18 protein-coding genes are annotated in these 17,557 nt (G+C 75.5%); 5 read left to right on the top strand and 13 right to left on the bottom strand.

The window, feature by feature from the left end:
• Positions 1–28: 28 nt before the first annotated feature.
• A complete protein-coding gene (locus tag ACZ3TI_RS28490) occupies positions 29–625 on the bottom strand; it encodes a TetR/AcrR family transcriptional regulator (protein WP_465731064.1) in 597 nt (198 codons plus the stop codon).
• Positions 626–769: 144 nt separating this feature from the next.
• Between ACZ3TI_RS28490 and ACZ3TI_RS28495 the strand changes: the two genes are divergently transcribed.
• Positions 770–2,263: a carboxylesterase/lipase family protein gene (locus ACZ3TI_RS28495; protein WP_465731066.1), complete on the top strand. Its 1,494-nt coding sequence runs from the start codon at positions 770–772 to the stop codon at positions 2,261–2,263.
• Positions 2,264–2,300: 37 nt separating this feature from the next.
• Here the strand turns inward: ACZ3TI_RS28495 and ACZ3TI_RS28500 are convergent, their stop codons facing one another.
• A complete protein-coding gene (locus ACZ3TI_RS28500) occupies positions 2,301–2,972 on the bottom strand; it encodes a type 1 glutamine amidotransferase domain-containing protein (RefSeq protein WP_465731068.1) in 672 nt (223 codons plus the stop codon).
• A 175-nt stretch (positions 2,973–3,147) separates the two neighbouring features.
• Between ACZ3TI_RS28500 and ACZ3TI_RS28505 the strand changes: the two genes are divergently transcribed.
• Positions 3,148–4,053, top strand: a complete 906-nt coding sequence (locus ACZ3TI_RS28505) for a LysR family transcriptional regulator (protein WP_465731070.1) — start codon at positions 3,148–3,150, stop codon at positions 4,051–4,053.
• On the opposite strand, the gene ACZ3TI_RS28510 is transcribed toward ACZ3TI_RS28505, so the two are convergent.
• The 9 genes from ACZ3TI_RS28510 to ACZ3TI_RS28550 all read right to left on the bottom strand — a co-directional run bounded on the left by ACZ3TI_RS28510 (position 4,047) and on the right by ACZ3TI_RS28550 (position 13,361).
• The gene (locus ACZ3TI_RS28510; RefSeq protein WP_465731072.1) at positions 4,047–4,649 is read right to left on the bottom strand and encodes a hypothetical protein; all 603 of its coding nucleotides are present in this window, start codon (positions 4,647–4,649) and stop codon (positions 4,047–4,049) included. The genes ACZ3TI_RS28505 and ACZ3TI_RS28510 overlap by 7 nt on opposite strands.
• Before the next feature lie 204 nt (positions 4,650–4,853).
• The gene (locus tag ACZ3TI_RS28515) at positions 4,854–5,690 is read right to left on the bottom strand and encodes an ABC transporter permease subunit (RefSeq protein WP_465731074.1); all 837 of its coding nucleotides are present in this window, start codon (positions 5,688–5,690) and stop codon (positions 4,854–4,856) included.
• A complete protein-coding gene (locus tag ACZ3TI_RS28520) occupies positions 5,687–6,607 on the bottom strand; it encodes an ABC transporter ATP-binding protein (RefSeq protein WP_465731076.1) in 921 nt (306 codons plus the stop codon). The genes ACZ3TI_RS28515 and ACZ3TI_RS28520 overlap by 4 nt, the downstream gene beginning before the upstream one ends.
• Before the next feature lie 193 nt (positions 6,608–6,800).
• On the bottom strand, positions 6,801–8,228 hold the full coding sequence (locus ACZ3TI_RS28525; protein ID WP_465731078.1) for an RtcB family protein: 1,428 nt from the start codon (positions 8,226–8,228) through the stop codon (positions 6,801–6,803).
• Between the two features lie 56 nt (positions 8,229–8,284).
• Entirely contained in the window at positions 8,285–8,740 is a 456-nt protein-coding gene (locus ACZ3TI_RS28530) for an archease (protein ID WP_465731080.1), read from the bottom strand.
• A gap of 171 nt (positions 8,741–8,911) precedes the next feature.
• Positions 8,912–9,754: a hypothetical protein gene (locus ACZ3TI_RS28535; protein WP_465731082.1), complete on the bottom strand. Its 843-nt coding sequence runs from the start codon at positions 9,752–9,754 to the stop codon at positions 8,912–8,914.
• A 139-nt stretch (positions 9,755–9,893) separates the two neighbouring features.
• Positions 9,894–11,129, bottom strand: a complete 1,236-nt coding sequence (locus ACZ3TI_RS28540) for a styrene monooxygenase/indole monooxygenase family protein (protein ID WP_465731084.1) — start codon at positions 11,127–11,129, stop codon at positions 9,894–9,896.
• Between the two features lie 111 nt (positions 11,130–11,240).
• Positions 11,241–11,990: a thioesterase II family protein gene (locus ACZ3TI_RS28545; protein ID WP_465731086.1), complete on the bottom strand. Its 750-nt coding sequence runs from the start codon at positions 11,988–11,990 to the stop codon at positions 11,241–11,243.
• 129 nt (positions 11,991–12,119) lie between these two features.
• Positions 12,120–13,361, bottom strand: a complete 1,242-nt coding sequence (locus ACZ3TI_RS28550; protein ID WP_465731088.1) for a serpin family protein — start codon at positions 13,359–13,361, stop codon at positions 12,120–12,122.
• 221 nt (positions 13,362–13,582) lie between these two features.
• Here ACZ3TI_RS28550 and ACZ3TI_RS28555 point away from each other — a divergent pair, with 221 nt between their 5' ends.
• Positions 13,583–13,789 carry a hypothetical protein gene (locus ACZ3TI_RS28555; RefSeq protein ID WP_465731090.1) on the top strand — a complete coding sequence of 69 codons (207 nt, stop codon included), beginning with the start codon at positions 13,583–13,585 and terminating at the stop codon, positions 13,787–13,789.
• Here ACZ3TI_RS28555 and ACZ3TI_RS28560 read toward each other — a convergent pair.
• Positions 13,780–14,424, bottom strand: coding sequence for an AAA family ATPase (locus ACZ3TI_RS28560; RefSeq protein ID WP_465731092.1), 645 nt, complete (start codon positions 14,422–14,424; stop codon positions 13,780–13,782). The genes ACZ3TI_RS28555 and ACZ3TI_RS28560 overlap by 10 nt on opposite strands.
• Positions 14,425–14,600: 176 nt before the next feature.
• On the opposite strand from ACZ3TI_RS28560, the gene ACZ3TI_RS28565 reads away from it, so the two are divergent.
• Both ACZ3TI_RS28565 and ACZ3TI_RS28570 read left to right on the top strand, forming a co-directional pair.
• On the top strand, positions 14,601–16,157 hold the full coding sequence (locus tag ACZ3TI_RS28565; protein WP_465731094.1) for an AMP-binding protein: 1,557 nt from the start codon (positions 14,601–14,603) through the stop codon (positions 16,155–16,157).
• Positions 16,158–16,309: 152 nt separating this feature from the next.
• Entirely contained in the window at positions 16,310–16,492 is a 183-nt protein-coding gene (locus tag ACZ3TI_RS28570; protein WP_465731096.1) for a hypothetical protein, read from the top strand.
• A gap of 36 nt (positions 16,493–16,528) precedes the next feature.
• On the opposite strand, the gene ACZ3TI_RS28575 is transcribed toward ACZ3TI_RS28570, so the two are convergent.
• Positions 16,529–17,518, bottom strand: coding sequence for an ABC transporter ATP-binding protein (locus tag ACZ3TI_RS28575; protein ID WP_465731098.1), 990 nt, complete (start codon positions 17,516–17,518; stop codon positions 16,529–16,531).
• Positions 17,519–17,557 lie beyond the last annotated feature (39 nt).

A 17,557-nucleotide genomic window follows, 5' to 3' on the forward strand; every position in this document is an offset into this window, starting at 1 on the left:
GCCCGGCAAGATCCGAAAGAGAAGGCCTCTAGACCGCGAACAGCCCGTCCAGGTGCCGGTCGACGGCGGCGAGCGCGGCGGCCGGCTCGACCACGTCCAGCTCCAGCAGCGTGGTGAACCCGGTGAGCGCGAGCAGCAGGTCGGTCTCCACCGCCGGGTCGCGGTCCGCCGCGATCAGCCCGTCGGCGACCGCCTGCCGGACGACCCGCTCGACCGTCGCCCGGCCCTCCAGCAGCCCGCCCCGCGCCCGCGCGTGGACCTCCTCGTCGTGCAGCGCCTCCAGCACGTAGGCGGCGCTCATCCGGCTGGTCGCCCGCGCGTCGGCGTGCAGCGGCAGCATCTCGACCAGCATCGCCCGCAGCACCGCGCGCGGGTGCGGCCGGTCGCCGAGCTCCGCCAGCGCCCGGCCGACGCGCAGCGCGCTCTGCTCGCCGGCGAAGTCCATGGCGAAGGTGAGCATCGCGGCGCGGGAGGTGAAGTAGTGCTGGAGCTGCCCGAGCGACATGCCCGCCTCCTGGGCGACCTCGCGCATCGTCAGGTGGGTGGCGCCGCGCCGCTCCACCACCCGCCACAGTGCCCGGGCGATGGTCTCGCGGCGCTCCTGGTGGTCCACCTGCTTGGGCATGTCCTGCCGCTCCTCCGAACTCGTTCCCGCACGTCCTCCGTACGGCTTCCCCGTACAGTCTCTCCCACCACCCTTTCCAATACGCTTGACATAATACAGTTGACCTATAACGCTGGAGGGACCTTCCGAAGGAGGAGCGTCCACATGCTCACGCAACCCGTCGCCCACACCGCCGAGGGAACCGTCCGCGGCTTCCTGGACCGGGGGCTCGCGGTCTTCCGCGGCATCCCGTACGCCCGGCCGCCGGTCGGAGCGCTGCGGTTCGCCGCCCCCGTCCCACCCGAGCGCTGGGACGGCGTCCGCGAAGCCCACGAGTTCGGCCCGGTCGTCCCGCAGTCCGGTCCGCTGCCCGCGGTGCCGTCCCGGGACGGCACCGACTGGCTCACGCTCAACGTCTGCACCCCGGATCCGGGCCGGGCCGGACTGCCGGTCCTGTTCTGGATCCCCGGCGGCGGGTACATCTCGGGCACCGCCAACGACCCGCTGTACGACCCGGTCGAGCTCGCCCGCGCCGGACTGGTCGTGGTGAGCGTCAACTACCGGGTGGGCGCGGAGGGTTTCGCGCTGCTGGAGGGCGCCCCGGCCAACCGGGCCTTCCTCGACCAGATCGCGGCCCTGCGGTGGGTGCGGCGCAACATCGCCCGGTTCGGCGGCGACCCGGACCGGGTGACCATCGCCGGCCAGTCCGCCGGGGCCGGGTCGGTCGCGGCGCTGCTGGCCATGGGCGAGGCGCGCGGCCTGTTCCGGCGGGCCGTCGCCGCCACCGTCCCGGGCAACTTCTGCACCCCGGCGCTGGCCGCCGAGGTCACCGCCGAGCTCGCGAAACCGCTCGGCACCGCCGCCACCGCCGCCGCGCTCGCCGAGGTCGACCCCTGGCGCCTGGCCGCGGCGGTCACCGAGCTCGGCACGGCGCTCCCGCAGCACCTCGACCGCTGGGGACGGCTCGCGCAGAGCGGCATCGCCACCGTCCCGGTCGTCGACGGCGAGGTCCTGCCCGCCACGCCCTGGTCCGTCCTGGCCTCCGGCCGGGCGGACGGCGTCGACCTGCTGGCGAGTCACACCCGCGACGAGTTCCGGCTGTTCAGCGTCCTCAGCGGCCGGCTCGGCAGCTTCACCGACGCGGAGGCCCGCCTCGCCCTGGAGCTGTTCGCCCCGGCGCCGTCCGGACCGGACGACTACCGCGCCGCGTATCCGGGCGCGACGGCCTCGGAGCTCCTCGAAGCGGTCAGCTCCGACGCCCTCTTCCGGATGCCCGCCCTCCGGCTCGCCGAGGCCAACGCCGCGGCCGGCGGCACCTCGTACCTCGCCGAACTGACCTTCCCCGCCCCGGCGATGGGCGGCGTGCTCGGTGCCTGCCACGGCCTGGACGTCCCGCTGGCGTTCGGCACCCTGGGCAGCCCCATGGGGCAGCGGTTTCTCGGCGACCCGCCCTCCCCGGAGGCCGTCCGGGTCTCCCGGGAGCTGCAGCAGGCCTGGGTCCGCTTCGCCACCACCGGCGACCCGGGCTGGCCCGCCTTCGATCCGGACGGGCAGGCCACCCGGGTCCTGGACGCCCGCTCGGAGACCGTCCGCTACCCCGAGCAGGCCTCCCGCGACATCTGGGCGGGGCGCCCCCTCACCGCCTACGACCTCCGCTGACGCAGGCCGTGCGGCGGGAGGGATACCCGGGCTGCGGCTACGCCTGCAGCAGCTTCAGCAGCTCGGCGGCCACCAGCGCGGAGGAGGCCGGGTTCTGACCGGTCACCAGGTTGCGGTCGACCACCGAGTGCGGCGCCCAGGGCTCGCCCTCCTGGAAGTCCGCACCGAGGGCGACCAGCCGGTCCTGGAGCAGCCAGGGCGCCCGGTCCGCCAGGCCGGCCTGGGTCTCCTCGGCGTTGGTGAAGCCGGTGAGCCGGTACCCGGCGAACGGCGAGCCGCCGTCCTCGGTGCGGGCGGCGAGCAGCGCGGCCGGGCCGTGGCAGACCACACCGAGCGGACGACCGGAGGCCAGCGCCCGGGTGAGCAGGCGGCCGGAGTCGGCGTCGACCGCCAGGTCCTCCATCGGACCGTGGCCGCCGGGGTAGAAGACGGCGTCGTAGTCGGCCGGGTCGACCTCGGCCAGCACCAGCGGCCGGCGGAACTCCCCGATCGCCTCCAGCGCCTCGGCCGTCCCCGGGTCGGTCAGGCTGGCCCGGTCGGCGACCGGGACGACGCCGCCCGGGGTGGCGACGGTGACCCGGTGGCCGGCGGCGGTGAGGGCCTGGTACGGGACGACGGCCTCCTCCGCCCAGAAACCGGTCGGGTGCTTGGTGCCGTCGTTCAGCGTCCAGACGTCCGAGCCGGTCAGGACGAACAGGATGTCGGCCATGGTGGGTGCCTCCAGTGGTGCGGTCCCCGCCGCGACGACCCCGCCGCGGCGCTCACGCCGTCGAAGCTAGACCGGGTGAGCCCACGGGAACCAATGGGCCACGCGATGTGAGCCATCGGAATTTCGATGGCTCCCCCGGTCAGCCCAGCCATCGGAATCCCGTAGGCTCGACGGCATGAGCGATCGGCTGCCGCCGGGCTCCGGCCCGCTGGACCTCAACCAACTGCGGACCTTCCTCGCCGTGCACCGCGCGGGCTCCTTCACCGCGGCCGCGCACCTGCTGGGCCTGTCCCAGTCCACGGTGACCGCGCAGATCCGCGCGCTGGAGCAGCGGCTCGGCCGGGAGCTGTTCGAGCGCCGGGCGCGCGGGGTCAGCCCGCTGCCGTACGCCGACGACCTCGCCGGCCGGCTGGCGGTGCCGCTGGACCAGCTGGCGGGGCTCGGCGACGGAGGCGGCGACGTGCCGGAGCCGGTCCACCTGGCCGGCCCGGCCGAGTTCCTCGGCACCGTCCTGCTGGCGGACCTCGCACCGCTGGTCGCCGAGGGCGTCCGACTGCGGGTCAGCAGCGGGCTGACCGACCCGCTGCTGGAGGAACTCCGGGCCGGGCGGCACGACCTGGTGGTCGCCACCCGGCGCCCGCGCGGCCGGACCCTGCTCGCCGAGCCGCTGGCCGACGAGGAGTTCGTCCTGGTCGCCGCTCCCGTGTGGGCCGAGCGGCTGGCCGGCCGGGAGCTACCCGAGGCCCTGGCCGAGGTGCCGCTGCTCAGCTACGCCGAGGACCTGCCGATCACCCGCCGCTACTGGCGCCACGTCTTCGACCGGCGGCTGCACGCCCGGGCCGCGGTCACCGTGCCGGACCTGCGGGCGGTGCTCGCGGCGGTGACGGCGGGCGCGGGCTGGAGCGTGCTGCCCGGCTACCTGTGCCGCGCCGAACTCGCCTCCGGGGCACTGCGGTTGCTGCGCGAGCCGGCCGACCCGCCGATCAACACCGCCTACCTGGTCCGGCGCCCGGCCGGCTCCGCCAACCCGCACGTCGCCCTGGTCCGCGAGCACCTGCTGGCGGCGGCCCGCAACTACTGAGACCCGGGGCGACGTCCCGGCCGACGGCGTTGCGGCGGGCGGCGCAGCAGCACCGCCGCGGTGGCGAGCAGCAGGCCGCAGACGGACCACAGCACGATCTCGGCACGCCCGACGGGCTGCTCGGGGAAGCGCGCGCCCGGCCCGGTCGGCTGCGGGCCGAACCGGGACCTCAGCTCGCCCGCGTCCAGCGTCACCTGCTTGACCGCCGACTCGCCGAACGCCGCCGTGGTGTCGATGTGCACGCTCGACACCGGGTAGGGGAAGCGCTGCCAGAACACCCCGGCCTCCGCGCGGGCGACGGCCAGCGCCTCGTCCCGGTCGTGCTCCCGGCCCGAGTACCGGACGTCGAGCCGGTAGCCGTCGGCGCTCCGGTCGCCGACGGTGAAGCAGGCGAAGGCCGGCAGGTCGTCCTGCAGCTCCTGGACCCCGGGGAAGCCCGGGGCGCACGGCCCGTTCCAGTCCGAGGCGGTCGCCGCTCCCCAGCCGGCCAGCGCCGCGACCGCCACGGCGGCCACCACCGCCGTCCAGGGCGTGCGCCGGGTGGTCGGGCGCCGCGGCTCGTGGGGCGGGGTGGGTCTGTCGTCGCTGCTGTCCATCTGTCCGTCCGCGCGAAATGATCACTGCCGCCGGGTCGGCGGGGGTACAGCATGCCGGAGGGCCGGTCCGACCGGTACGCCGGGGTGCGGTCGACCGGCCCCGAAGGCGGATCAGCGGGTCGGCTCGGCGAGGTCGGGCTGCCGGGGCCCTGTTGCCGGGGTCGGGCTGCCGGGGCCCTGTTGCCGGGGTCGGGGCTGCCGGGGTCAGATCGCCAGGTCGCGCCGCTCCAGCAGGCGGAACGCCGCCAGCAGTCCGAGCAGGCCGACGCCGGTGAGCACGCCCAGCGCCGCCCACGGCACGCCGCCGTGGCCGAGCACGTCACCCGGGGCGTAGTAGTGGAACGGGCTGAGGTAGCGCAGCGCCCGGGCCGGGGACCAGGCCAGCGCGACGAAGTTGAGCGCGAAACCGACCGCGCCGAACACGACGGCGGCGCCGATCACGTGCGCCCGGCGCCGGGTGAGCGCGGACACCGCCAGCACCGGACCGGTCAGGCAGAATGCGAGGGCGCAGCCGAGCAGTCCGGCGGTGAACACCGCGCCCTCCGGGACGGCGTCGCGCAGCTTCGGGGAGAACGCGACGCCGAGCGCGACGGTCAGCGTGGCGGCCGCGTTGAGCGAGGCGGAGGCGGCGAACAGGGCGCCGGCGCGTTCGGCGAGCAGTCGGCGCCGGGAGACCGGACGGGTCATCAGCAGCTCGATGGTGCCGGACTCGACATCGGCCGCGACGGCGGCGGCGCCGAGCGAGCCGATCACGGTGAGCTGGAGGGCGATCCAGAACGGGTGGGTGAGCCCGGCGCCCAGCAGGCCGGGGTAGCTGGCGATGGAGATGTCCCCGTTGGAGCCGCTGAAGGCCCGGAAGGCGCCGGGCGGGTTGCGGCGGGCGGCGCCGAACAGCTCGTCGGGCGCGACGGTCCCGGCGATCACCACGATCAGGGTCTCGAAGACGACCATGCCGAGCATCAGCGAGAGCAGCATCCGGCGCCGCCGGTGCAGGGCGAGCCAGACCAGCGGGAGACGACGGCTGACGGTGCCCGGGTTCACGGCGACTCCTCGGATGTCGGCGAGTGGCTGTCGTCCGCGCGGTAGAGGTCGAGGAAGGCCTCGTCCAGGCCCGCCTCCTCCACGGTCAGGTCGGCCACCGGCAGCTCGGCCAGCAGGGTGCGGACGGCGGGGACGACCTCGTCCGGCGGCACCAGCAGCTCCACCCGCCCGCCGTCCCAGCGCGGGGACCACCGTTCGGCGTCGCCGAGCCGGCGGGCGCCCTGCCCGTCGGCAAAGACCAGTCGGACCCGGCGGGCCCGGGCCTGGCGCAGTTCGGCGACCGAGCGGACGGTCACCAGCCGGCCGTGGCGGACGATGGCGACCCGGCCGCAGGTGCGCTGCACCTCGGGCAGCACATGGCTGGAGAGCAGGACGGTCCGCCCGGCGGCGGCCTCCTCGGCGAGCAGTTCGTAGAAGGTCTCCTGGACCAGCGGGTCCAGCCCCTCGCTCGGCTCGTCCAGCACCACCACGGGGGGCCGGTGCTGGAGCGACTGGACGAGCCCGAGCTTCTGCTTCATGCCGCGCGAGTACTCGCCCACCGGGCGCGCCAGGTCGGACCGGGTGAGCTTCAGCCGCTCGCACAACTCGCCCTGGCGCGGCACGGGGGCGCCCTGGAGGGCGGCGAGCAGGTCGAGGGTCTGCTGCCCGGTGAGCTCGGGGTAGAGCCGCAGTTCGCCGGGCAGGTAGCCGATCGAGGGGGCGAGCCGACGGTGGTCGGCCACCGGGTCCAGGCCGAGCACCCGCACCTGCCCCTCGCTGGGACCGAGCAGCCCGACCAGGCAGCGCAGGGTGGTGGTCTTGCCGGCGCCATTGGGGCCGAGCAGGCCGAACACCTCGCCCGCCGCGACCGACACGTCCAGGCCCTCGATGCCGACCGTGCCGCCGTACCGCTTGGTGAGCGAGCGCAGTTCGATCACCGGCCCGGTTCCGGTTCCGTTCCCGGGTCCGTTTCCACTTCCGTCTCCCGGCATGACCCACCTCCTGTGACGGGTGCGTCGGCCATCAAAGCGCTCGCGGCCGGGCCTGTCGAGAGTCCCGGCCGGAGCAACCGGGTACCGGTCGGCCGTGAGCGACGGGCGACAGGAAGCGGGCAGCGGGGCGGGCGGCGGCTCAGCCCTTGCACACGCCCAGCGGCACCAGGCGGGCGACCTGCCGGGCCAGTCCGGCGGCCTCGGTGACGGCGGCCACCGCGTCGACGTCCTTGTACGCCTCGGGCGTCTCCTCGGCCAGCGCCCGCCACGAGGCGGGGCGGACCGCGATGCCCTGCGCCTCCAGGTCGTTCTTGAGCCGCTCGCCGCGCACCGTGCGCAGCGCCTGGTGGCGGCTGAGCACCCGTCCGGCGCCGTGGCAGGCGGAGTGGAAGGCCTCGTTGTCGGGCAGTCCGACCATGACGTACGAGGCGGTGCCCATGGTGCCCGGCACCAGCACGGGCTGTCCGGCCGCGGCGAGGTCGGCGGGCAGGTCGGGGTCGCCGGGCGGCAGCGCGCGGGTGGCTCCCTTGCGGTGGACGCACAGTTTGCGGGGGACGCCGTCCACCTCGTGGGTCTCCAGCTTGGCGAGGTTGTGCGAGACGTCGTAGACCAGCTCCAGCCCGATGCCGAGCGCGGTGGCGAAGGCGCGGCGGGCCGCCTCGGAGAGCAGCTGCCGGTTGGCCCGGCCGTAGTTGGCGGCGGCGGTCATCGCGCCCAGGTAGGCACGGCCGCGTGGCGAGTCGACCGGGGTGCAGGCGAGTTGGCGGTCCGGGAGGTCGATCCGGTAGCGCTGCAGTTCGCGGTCCATGGCGCGCACGTGGTCGGTGCAGATCTGGTGGCCGAGGCCGCGCGAGCCGCAGTGGATCATGACGCAGACCTGGCCGGGCCGCAGTCCGAAGGCGGCCGCGGTGTCCGGGTCGTACACCCGGTCGACGGCCTGCACCTCCAGGAAGTGGTTGGCCGAGCCGAGGCTGCCGACCTGCTGCAGTCCCCGTTCGACCGCCCGGGTGCTGACCTCGCCGGGGGCCGCGCCGTCCAGGATCCCGCGGTCCTCGCAGCGCTCCAGGTCGCGCGGCACGCCGTGGCCGTGCTCGACGGCGTAGCGGGCGCCGCCGAGCAGGAGTTCGTCCAGCTCCTCCGGTCCGGACAGCTGCCACAGGCCGCCCCGGCCGAGGCCGCGCGGGACGCTCTTGTCCAGCAGGTCCATCAGGCGGCGGATCCGCTCGTGGTCGAGTTCGTCCCGGTCGACACCGGCCGCCAGCAGTCGCACCCCGCAGGAGATGTCGAAGCCGACCCCGCCGGGCGAGACCACCCCGCCTTCGTCGACGTCGGTGGCCGCGACCCCGCCGATCGGGAAGCCGTAACCCCAGTGCACGTCGGGCATCGCGTAGGAGGCGCGGACGATCCCGGGCAGCGTCGCCACGTTCGCCACCTGCTCCAGCGCCTTGTCCCCGGCGGCCTGCGGCAACAGCGCGTCGGAGGCGAACACCACCCCGGGCACCCGCATCGGCGGGCGCTGCTCGATCCGCCAGCGGTAGCGGCCCGCCTCGGTCAGTGCGATCTCCATCCCGTTCACCCGCTCCCGCGCTCAGGTGCCGCCCAGGTACCGGGACGCTCCGGCGCTCAGACGTCCACGGTGACCCGGCAGGTCCAGCCGTGCGGCCCGGCGCGCAGGTCCAGGTCGTGCAGCGAGACGGCCTTCGGCACGGCGCCGACCAGGGCGGCGGTGGCGGCGTCGGCCATCCGGAAGCGCACCGCCACGGTGCGGGCTCCGTCCAGCCCCTCGATGCGGCCGATCGCCAACGCGACGGGCAGTTCGCCCTCCGCGTCCATCCGGTAGATGACCTCCTCCAGGACGCCCGCGAGCAGGTCCGCGTCACTCACCGCGACGACCGTGCAACCGCGCTCGCCGACGATCCGCGCGCCGCTCAGGTCGGCGAAGCTGTCGACGACGGCACGCACCAGCTCGCCGATGCAGCCCTCGGCCGTCGGCGCCCAGGCCTCCACCTGCAGGTCCGCCGTGTGCGGCACGCTCCGGTGACCGCTGCCGGACGGGCCGGCGGGCTCGTGTCCGTCCACGGGCGACGCCTCCCGTACCCGTTGCCGTCCTCCCTCCAGCCTCGTCCCGCGAGCGCTCCGGGGGCAAGTGCGGCCGCCCTCGACGGCCCAGGGCCCTCCACCGAGGACCGCCGCGGCCACGGCCTCCGCGCCCGGGGCCCCGGCCCTGATCGCGGGCATCCGCGCCGGGGATCACCGCCGTACGCGGCCCGACCACACGGACACCGTTCCGTGCAGCGCCCGGCCTCCGGCTCTCGCCAGGTCGAGCCCCCGGGCGAAGGCGTCACGGCGTTCCGCGGGTCCCATCGTCATCAGACCGGGTGGCCAGGTGCCCGGTGGGACGAGGACGACCACGACGGCGCCCCGGCCGTCGACTGCGGAAAGCCAGCCGGGCGTCATCTCGACCCGCCAGCCCGGCTCCCACCCCTGGCGGCCGCCGTCCAGGACCAGGCGTTCCACCAGACCGCCGTTGATGTCGAGCGCCCCGCTCGTCTCGGGTGGCTCACCCGTGGTGGGCCCGAAGCCGCTGGTGACCGCGGCCTCCGCGATGGCGCGGAACCCCTCACCGACCTCCACGATCAGCTCCGCGAACGGCGGCCCCTCCGCCGCCTCGCGCGTCGCCAGCGCCCACACCATCGGAACCTGGCCCTGCGCGTGACCCGGCGGGGAGAACACGATCACCGGGAGCGTTCGAGGCCCCTGGTGTCCGCCATCCGGTCCGGCCTGTGATCGGCGCCGGCTGCGGAATGCCGCAGCCAAGGGGCCGGGCACCAGCGACGCCAGGACCAGGAGGACGACGGCGCCTCCCGCGACGAACTGGATCCAGGCGGAGACCGGCAGGCCGACCCACCACAGCCCCGAACCGAGAACGGCGGGGATCGCGACGGCCCCGACGACGACCAACCGGTCCGCCTCATCCGTCGGGTAGCCCGCCCGGTTCTTCAGGCCGGCCAGGATGGCGTACAGGAAGGCCGCCCCGCCTTCCAGGGCGAGGATCACCAGCCCGGCCAGGGCATCAAGAGGCCACCACGTCATAACCAGGCATTCTGGCCGCCGGGCCCGCCCCCGCACAGTGGCGCAGTTCACTTGACTGATCATCAGACGAACCGGTCTCCCGGCTGTCGACCGGCCGTGGAGGCCGCCGCCCCCTGCCCGGACCTCCGGACGTCGGCCGTCAGGCCACCGAGGCGAGGTAGGCGGCGGTCAGCTCGGGGGTGGCCAGCCAGGCGGCGTGGTCGCTCGGCTCGGCGTAGGTGTTGGCGAGGCGGCGGGCGACCTCCTCGTGCTCGGCGGCGGCCGCGAACACGCCCTGCAGGTGGTCCGGCATGGTCAGCATCGAGGCGGTGAACTCGACGGTGTGGCGGCCGTGTTGCTGCCAGAAGCGCTCGGCGGTGCGACACATCCAGTCGGCGGTGAACGGGGCTTCGCCGTGCTCGACGACGGCCCGCCGGTAGGCCTCCGCCGCGCGGGCCGCGCTGTTGGCGCCCTGGCCGGTGATCGGGTCGTTCACGACCACCGCGTCACCGAGGCCCAGCACGTGGACGGCGTCCACGCCCGAGCCCAGTTCGGCCACCGCCCGCCGGACCGTCGGCGTGACCGCGCCGAACAGCCCGGCCCCGGCGTCGGTCGGCTCGGCCTCGCTCCAGAGCTCCGCCTCCCACGGCAGGTACTCGCCCAACAGCCGCCGGATACGCGCCAGTTGGACGTCCGGCGCCGGGCCGTCGCCGAACGCGTCCAGCGGGCCCCCGGGCAGCGCCTCCCACAGCAGGATCGCGCAGGGGCCGGAGAGCGTGAGCGCCGGCTGCAGGTACAGCTCGCCGAGGCCGGGCAGGGCGTGCATCCGCGCCCTGGGTTCGGCGGCCGGGTCGGGCGAGCCGACGCCGTGCGCGTACAGGCAGGACAGCGACCGCTGCGGCCCGTCGAAGGGCGAGCGGGCGGGGTCCCGCCCGAAGACCCCGGCCAGCTCGCCGCGCCCGGCCGCGACCACGGTCAGCTCGTGCCGGCGGGCCAGTTCGCGCAGGCCCTCCCGGTCCAGCGATCGGTACTCGACCCGGGCGCCGCGCTCGGCCAGCAGCTCCAGCCAGCCGGCCAGCTTGAGCCGCTGGTCCACCGACCGGGCGGGCTCGTCGAGCGTCATGGTGAACTCCAGCGCCCGCACGGCTGGCGGCGCCGCCAGCACCGCGTCGACCGAGGAGACGGCCGGCGTGCTGCCCGCCCAGAGGTCCAGCCCGGCCGCCGCCTCCAGCCGCAGCGCCGGGCCGAACATCGCCTGGGTGGACAGCACCCGCCCGCCGCGCAGCTGCTCTGGGGTGCGTTCGGCGACCAGCGTCACCTCGTACCCGTCCGCCACCAACCCGAGCGCGAACTGCAGGCCCGCCTGGCCCGCTCCGACGACGGCGATCCGGCGCAACACGGCCTCCCGGCAATCTGCTGACGACTCGTCAAGCAGGCACAGTAGCCCAGCGGACGGGCTTCGGTCACCGGTGCGTACGGCGGGCCGCTCCCCTGGCGTCGGACGGGCTCAGCCGCGCAGGCTCGCGGCGATCAGCTGCACCACCTCGGCGGTCCGGTCCGCCAGGTAGAAGTGCCCGCCCGGGAAGACCCGCAGGTCGAAGCCGCCGGTGGTGTGCCGGTCCCACTGGCTCACCTGCTCGACCGTGGCGTTCGGGTCGGTCTCCCCCGCCAGACCGGTGATCGGCACCGACACGGTCGCGTCCGGGGCGCAGCGGTACGTCTCGATGGCGGTGTAGTCGGCCCGCAGGGCGGGCAGGACCAGCTCCTTCAGTCCGGGTTCCTCCAGGATCCGCTCGTCCGTGCCGCCGAGTCGGACGATCTCGGCGAACAGCCGGTCGTCCGGCAGCTCGTGCACCGCGGTGTCCCGGGGCAGCGAGGGCGCGCGCCCCGCCGAGACGAACAGCCGCTCGGGCCCCTTCACCCCGTCGCGCTCGAAGCGCCGGGTGGTCTCGAAGGCGACGGCCGTGCCCATGCTGTGGCCGAAGAAGGTGAGCGGCCGGTCCGTCCGGTCCCGCAGCTCGTGGTAGAGCTCCTCGGCGAGCACCGCGACGGAGCTGATCGTCGGCTCCGTGAAGCGGTTCTGCCGGCCGGGGTACTGGACGGTGAGCACGTCCGCGTACGGCGCCAGCGCGTTGGCGTGCTCCATGTAGTAGCTGGCCGAGCCGCCGGCGTGCGGGAAGATCACCACGCGGGCGGGGGCGGAGTCGTTCGGGGTGTACCGGCGGAACCACGGGTTGTCGACGTCACTGCTGGGCATGCGGAATGTGGCCTCTCTCCATGACGGACTGTGCTGCTCCCAGTCTGTCAGCGCGGGGGTGGTGCGCGGGTGTTGTGGCGATCACTCCCGCCCGTCGGCCGGTTGGCCTCGACCCCCTCCGTTCGCCCATCAGTCCACCTCCGACCACTCCTCCCACCGGTCGGCATCGGACTCGGGCTCGGGGTCCGGGTCGGTGACCCAGCCCGCCGCGAGGACCAGGCCGGAGGTGCGGTGGACGGCGAGGAAGCCGAAGGGGCGCCCGAAGCCGACCCGGGCGATCCGCTGCAGGTACGGCGGGCGGCTGGGCATCGCGGCGCCGCCGGCGCCCATACCGAAGGCGGTCACCGAGGCGGCCCGGAAACCGAGCGGGCCGAAGCTGGCGGTGGCGCGCTGGCGGGCGCTGTTCAGGTACAGCGGCTCGCCGTCCGCGAGGCCGGGCAGGCGGTGCTCGGTCTCCGAGCGGGTGCCCAGCGTCGCCAGGCCGAAGAGCTCCGCCCGGGCGAGCAGATCGTGGTCGGCCTCGACGGTGAACTGCGGGACGCTCACGGCCAGCAGGTCCTCCGGCGTGTACCGGCGTATCCGTTCGATCGTCAGACCGGGGCCTGGGGCGCCGTCGGGCAGGCGGTCGGCGGTGGTCCGGCGGTGCCCCCGGTTCAGCACCTCGATGCCGGCGGCCAGCACCCGGCCGGGCCGGGCGTCGGGCTCCCCGAGCAGCAGGTGGACGCTGATGTCGCCGTAGCCGAGCACCCGGGCCTCGGTGACGGGCCCGGCCGGCGTCTCCAGGACGGCGACCCGGTCCAGCATCGACGTCCACCGCAACAGGTACCGGACGGTCTTGCCCCACGCGTCGTCCACGCCGTACGGCACTCCGTAGGACTCGGCGAACGGGCGGATCCAGTCGGTGCGGACGGTGAGCGCGGCGGCCAGCACCAGCCGGGTGCTCTGGTCCACTTCCACCGGCATCGCGTCGATCCGGCCGTCCGTCGCGCTCTTGGCCCAGGCGTCCAGCCGCCGGCGGTCCTCCTCGGCGTCGCCGGTCAACCGCCCGTGCACGTGCTCCGGCAGGCCGTCCGAGAACTCCGGGCGCAGCCGCAGCCACGGCGCCGTCCACAGCCCGAGGGCGGAGCCGACCACCGGGATGTCCCGCAGCAGGCCGAGGAGTTCGCGGGCCCGCCCGGCGGCGGTGGTCGGCGACAGGGCGAGCGCCTGCGCCAACTCGCCCTGGACCTCCGGGCTTCCGGCCGGCGCCAGCAGCCCGAGCAGCGGCCAGACACCGGCCGGCATCAGGACCGTCCCCTCCGCCGGGTCCGCCTGCTCGACCCACCGCACGCCCAACGCGTTGGCCGCCCGTACGGCTTCGGCCCTGCTCATTCGTCCCCCCGCGCTCGGCATTCCGCGCGCCGAGCGTAGAGCGGGAGCCGGGCGGAGTGCGACCGATTTTCCTCCCCGGCCGTGCCGCGTCCTGGCAGGATGGCCCCATGAGCGAGCCCGACACCGACTGGATCACCGTCGCCGCCTACGAGAACCTGCCCGGCCGCCCCACCCCGCCGGCCGCCGTCCGCGCTTGACTGCGTGAGCGGGGCATCGACTGGATGCCCTTCCCCGCTGACGCCGTGCGCTGGGGCCTGGCCTGTGGGATCGGCCCGGACGGGCACTGGCACGGGTGGTACGACGTCCGGGTCTCCGCGGACGCCCTGCGCCCGCTCGGGCTCCACCCCGAGCAGCCCACCGCCACCGTCGACGGCCCCTCCCCGCCCGGCTGGTGGCACGCGGCGGCCGAACGCCGCGCCTACCCCTGAGGCCCCTCCTCGGCACCGAAGCGCACCGCCTGCGCGCGGGAGCGGGAGGCGGCGTCCAGCAACAGGACGGACGAGGCCTCGGGCGTCGGCATCGGCCCGCCCGAGCGCACGTGCCGGGTGAAGGCCGCCAACAGCCGCTGCAGGCCCCGGTGGTGGCGGGCGAACACCCGCGTCGAGGCGTGCCGGCCTCGGGCCCGCTGGCCGTCCAGTGCGGTGGCGGCGCCGACGTCCAGCAGCACCAGGTGCAGCTCGCGGCCCCGGCGGCCCGACTCCCGGGCCAGCCAGCGCCGCATCCAGGCGCGGCTGCCGCAGTCGTGCACCAGCAGCGGCCCGCCGCGCCGCACCGAGGAGCGCAGCAGCCGGAAGTGCTCCAGCCGCGCCCACGGCCGGTACACGGCGTACGGCAGGCGGGCCGGCATCACCGCCTCGCAGGCCTCGTGCACCGTCCGCGGGTCCACCGCCCGCACCCGCTCCCCGGACCACCGGCGCAGCAGCGTGCTCTTCCCGGCGCCCGGGAGCCCCGACACCACCACCACGGCATCGGCCGGGTACGCCGCCACGAATCCCGCCCCGGGCTCACCCCGCAGGTCCACCACGCCGCGCGGCACCACGACCGCATCCACCCTGCCGTCCACCGGCTCCCCCGTTCACGTCCGACCGGGAACCCTAACAACCCGCCGGACCGCCCGCGCCCGGCGTCCTGCCGTCGGCGCCCCGCGTCCGCCGGTGCCCCTGGGGTGCCGGGCGACCGCAGTGCGTCCCCCGGACTTCCGTCCACTAGGCTGACGCACCGTCACACGGGAGGCAGGCCATGGCTGAGGCGGGTCCGACGTACACCGGGCTGGTGCTGGGCGGATTGGCGCGGGACGCGGGGCGGGTGGCGATCCGGTACGGGGGCGACGGCTGGCTCACCGGGCAGGAGTGCCTGGACGCGGTGCACCGGACCGCCCGGGCGCTGGAGCGGGTCGGGCTGGGGCGCGGGGACGGGGTGACGGTGCTGGCCGGGAACCGGCCGGAGGCGCTGCTGGTGCGTCTGGCGGCGAATCTGCTGGGCTGCCGGGTGGCGATGCCCTACCCGGACGGGCCGGTGACGGAGCAGGTCGCGCTGGCGGAGTTCGCGGGGACGTCGGCGCTGGTCTTCGACCCGCTGCTCTGCTCGGCCGCGGCCGCCGGGGTCGCCCGCGCCGTCCCCGGCGCCGCGCTCCTCTCCCTCGGTCCGGCGCCGCTCGGGCTCGGGGCGGACCTCCTGGACCTCGCCGCCGGGTGCTCCTCCGCCCCGCTCGAACCCCGCTACGAGCCCGAGGACGTGATGGCGGTGCGGTTCACCGGCGGCACCACGGGACGGCCGAAGGGCGTGCTGCGCCGTTTCGCCCGGCCGCCGCGCCCGCCGCTGCTGTCCGGCGCGACCTTCCTGCTGTGCACCCCGCTCTGCCACGGCGGCGGGACGTCGGCGGACCTGGCGCTGGCGGCGGGAGGCACGGTGGTGCTGCAGGACGGGTTCGAGGCCGGGGCGGTGCTGGCGGCGGTCGAGCGGTACCGGGTCTCCCGGATGTTCCTGCCGCCGCACCTGCTCTACCGGCTGCTGGACCATCCGCTGCTGCCCGCGACCGACACCGGGAGCCTGCGCCGGGTCGGCTACACCGGGTGCCCACCCTCGCCGCGGCGGCTGGCGGAGGCGACCCGGCGGCTGGGCCGGGTGCTGCACCAGACGTACAGCCTGACCGAGTGCGGGCCGGTGACCCGGCTGACTCCGGACGAGCACCTGGCCCCGCGGCTGCTGTCCACCGCCGGGCGCCCGTACCCGGACACCGAGGTGCGCGTCGTGGACGAGGAGGGCGGGCAGCTGCCGCCGGGCCGGACCGGGGAGATCTGTGTCCGCACGCCGACGGCGATGGCCGGCTACTGGCGCGATCCGGAGCTGACCGAGCGGGTGCTGCGGGACGGCTGGCTGCACACCGGCGACCTGGGCAGTCTGGACGCGGCGGGCTACCTGACGGTGGCCGGGCGGCGGGACCCGATGGCGATCGTCGAGGGGCGAAATGTGTTCCCCCGCGAGGTCGAGGAGCCGCTGCGCACCCACCCGGACGTCCGCGAGGCGGTGATGTTCACGACCGCCGACCCGGACCGGCTGGAGCGCGTCCACGCCGCGGTGGCGCTGGCGGGCGGCTCCCGGGTGACGGCGGAGGAACTGCACCGCTGGAGCCGGGAGCGCAGCGGCGCGTGGTGCGCACCGGACACCGTCCTCGTCCTGCCGGCGATCCCGCTGAACGGCCTCGGGAAGCCGGACCTCGGTGTCCTGCGGGCTCTGACGGACCCGGCGGCCCGGCCGGTGGCCCCCGCCGGAATAGGGGCGCGCAAGGGGGTGTGACGCGCCCTGCCGGTGCTTCGAGCGCCCACGCGGGCAACCTCTCGCGCGCCACCCGGCGGGAAGAACCGTCCGTGGGCACTCGACCGTGCGGGCCGACCTGCCGATACCTCCCACGGCCGTGTTCCCCCGCACCGTCCCCAGGAGGCACCACCGTGACCTGGCTACGCGTCCTGACCGCACTGGGCATCCTCGCCGTGGCGGCCAGTGCCCTGCTCGTCTTCGCCCTGTGCACCGCCGCCTCCCGCGGCGAGCACGCCGCGGACCAGGCGCCGCCCGACCTCCGTACGGACGCCGAGGGCAGCGGCCTGTTCCAGCGGATGGGCGGCGACGGCTGACGCCGCGCGTCCGCCGGACACGGCCCGACGGCGCGCTCAGTGCCCCGCGATGTCGTCCGGGCGCACCTCGATGTGGTCGGCCGCGAGGTCGACCGCCACCCGGTGCTCCATGCCCAGCGCCTCCAGGAACTTGACCGGCAGCTGCACCCGCCCGGTGCGGTCCAGCATCACGTACTCGCGCTCGTTGACCGACTCCTCGCCGTGCTCGTCCGTGACGGTGCGGCGCAGCACCTCGCTGCTGGTCCGGCCGTCCCGGATGGCGACCGTACGGCGCACCTCGCCCGCGACCATCGGGTCGTGGGTGACGATGACGACGGTGGCGCCGAGTTCCCGGTTGACGGTGCGGAAGGACTCGAAGATCACCCCTGCCGTCTCGGAGTCCAGCTCGCCGGTGGGCTCGTCGGCGAGCAGCACCGGCGGGTTGTTCGCCATCGCCACCGCGATCGCCACCCGCTGCTGCTGGCCGCCGGACAGCTCGTCGGGGCGCCGGTGGGCCAGCCCGCCGATCTCCAGCGCCTCCATCAGCTCGGCCACCCGGGCCGCCTGCCGCTTCGCACCGCCGGCACCCGCACGGCGGCCGCGCAGCTGCATGGGCAGGGCGATGTTCTCGGCGGCGGTGAGGAAGGGCAGCAGGTTGCGGGCGGTCTGCTGCCAGATGAAGCCGACCACCTCGCGCCGGTAGCGCAGCCGCTCCTTGACGGACATCTCCAGCAGGTCGCAGCCGGCCACGGTGGCGGTGCCGGCGGTCGGCACGTCCAGCCCGGCGAGGATGGTGAGCAGGGTGGACTTGCCGCTGCCGGAGGCACCGACCAGGGCGACCAGATCGCCCTGTCGGATGGTCAGTTCCAGGCCCTGGAGCGCCTGGACCTCGACGCCCTCGGCGCTGAAGATCCGGACCAGCCGGTCGCAGACGATGGCCGCGCCCTCGCCGTATGCCTTGGGCGAGGCGGCGGCCAGCGCCCGCTGCCGGAGCTCCTGCAGGCTGGGGGCCTCCACGACCGGCCGCTCCTGGGGGGTGCTCTTCACCGCTGGTCTCCTGTCTCGACTGTGTGCTTCACCGCGCCG

The sequence above is a fragment of the Kitasatospora sp. NPDC023120 genome (assembly GCF_055560835.1).

Coding starts and splice junctions, on each gene's coding strand:
- ACZ3TI_RS28545 (WP_465731086.1), bottom strand. CDS start 11,990: ATGCCCAGCAGTGACGTCGACAACCCGTGGTTCCGCCGGTACACCCCG.
- ACZ3TI_RS28535 (WP_465731082.1), bottom strand. CDS start 9,754: ATGACGTGGTGGCCTCTTGATGCCCTGGCCGGGCTGGTGATCCTCGCC.
- ACZ3TI_RS28565 (WP_465731094.1), top strand. CDS start 14,601: ATGGCTGAGGCGGGTCCGACGTACACCGGGCTGGTGCTGGGCGGATTG.
- ACZ3TI_RS28500 (WP_465731068.1), bottom strand. CDS start 2,972: ATGGCCGACATCCTGTTCGTCCTGACCGGCTCGGACGTCTGGACGCTG.
- ACZ3TI_RS28525 (WP_465731078.1), bottom strand. CDS start 8,228: ATGGAGATCGCACTGACCGAGGCGGGCCGCTACCGCTGGCGGATCGAG.
- ACZ3TI_RS28550 (WP_465731088.1), bottom strand. CDS start 13,361: ATGAGCAGGGCCGAAGCCGTACGGGCGGCCAACGCGTTGGGCGTGCGG.
- ACZ3TI_RS28490 (WP_465731064.1), bottom strand. CDS start 625: ATGCCCAAGCAGGTGGACCACCAGGAGCGCCGCGAGACCATCGCCCGG.
- ACZ3TI_RS28495 (WP_465731066.1), top strand. CDS start 770: ATGCTCACGCAACCCGTCGCCCACACCGCCGAGGGAACCGTCCGCGGC.
- ACZ3TI_RS28510 (WP_465731072.1), bottom strand. CDS start 4,649: ATGGACAGCAGCGACGACAGACCCACCCCGCCCCACGAGCCGCGGCGC.
- ACZ3TI_RS28555 (WP_465731090.1), top strand. CDS start 13,583: ATGCCCTTCCCCGCTGACGCCGTGCGCTGGGGCCTGGCCTGTGGGATC.
- ACZ3TI_RS28505 (WP_465731070.1), top strand. CDS start 3,148: ATGAGCGATCGGCTGCCGCCGGGCTCCGGCCCGCTGGACCTCAACCAA.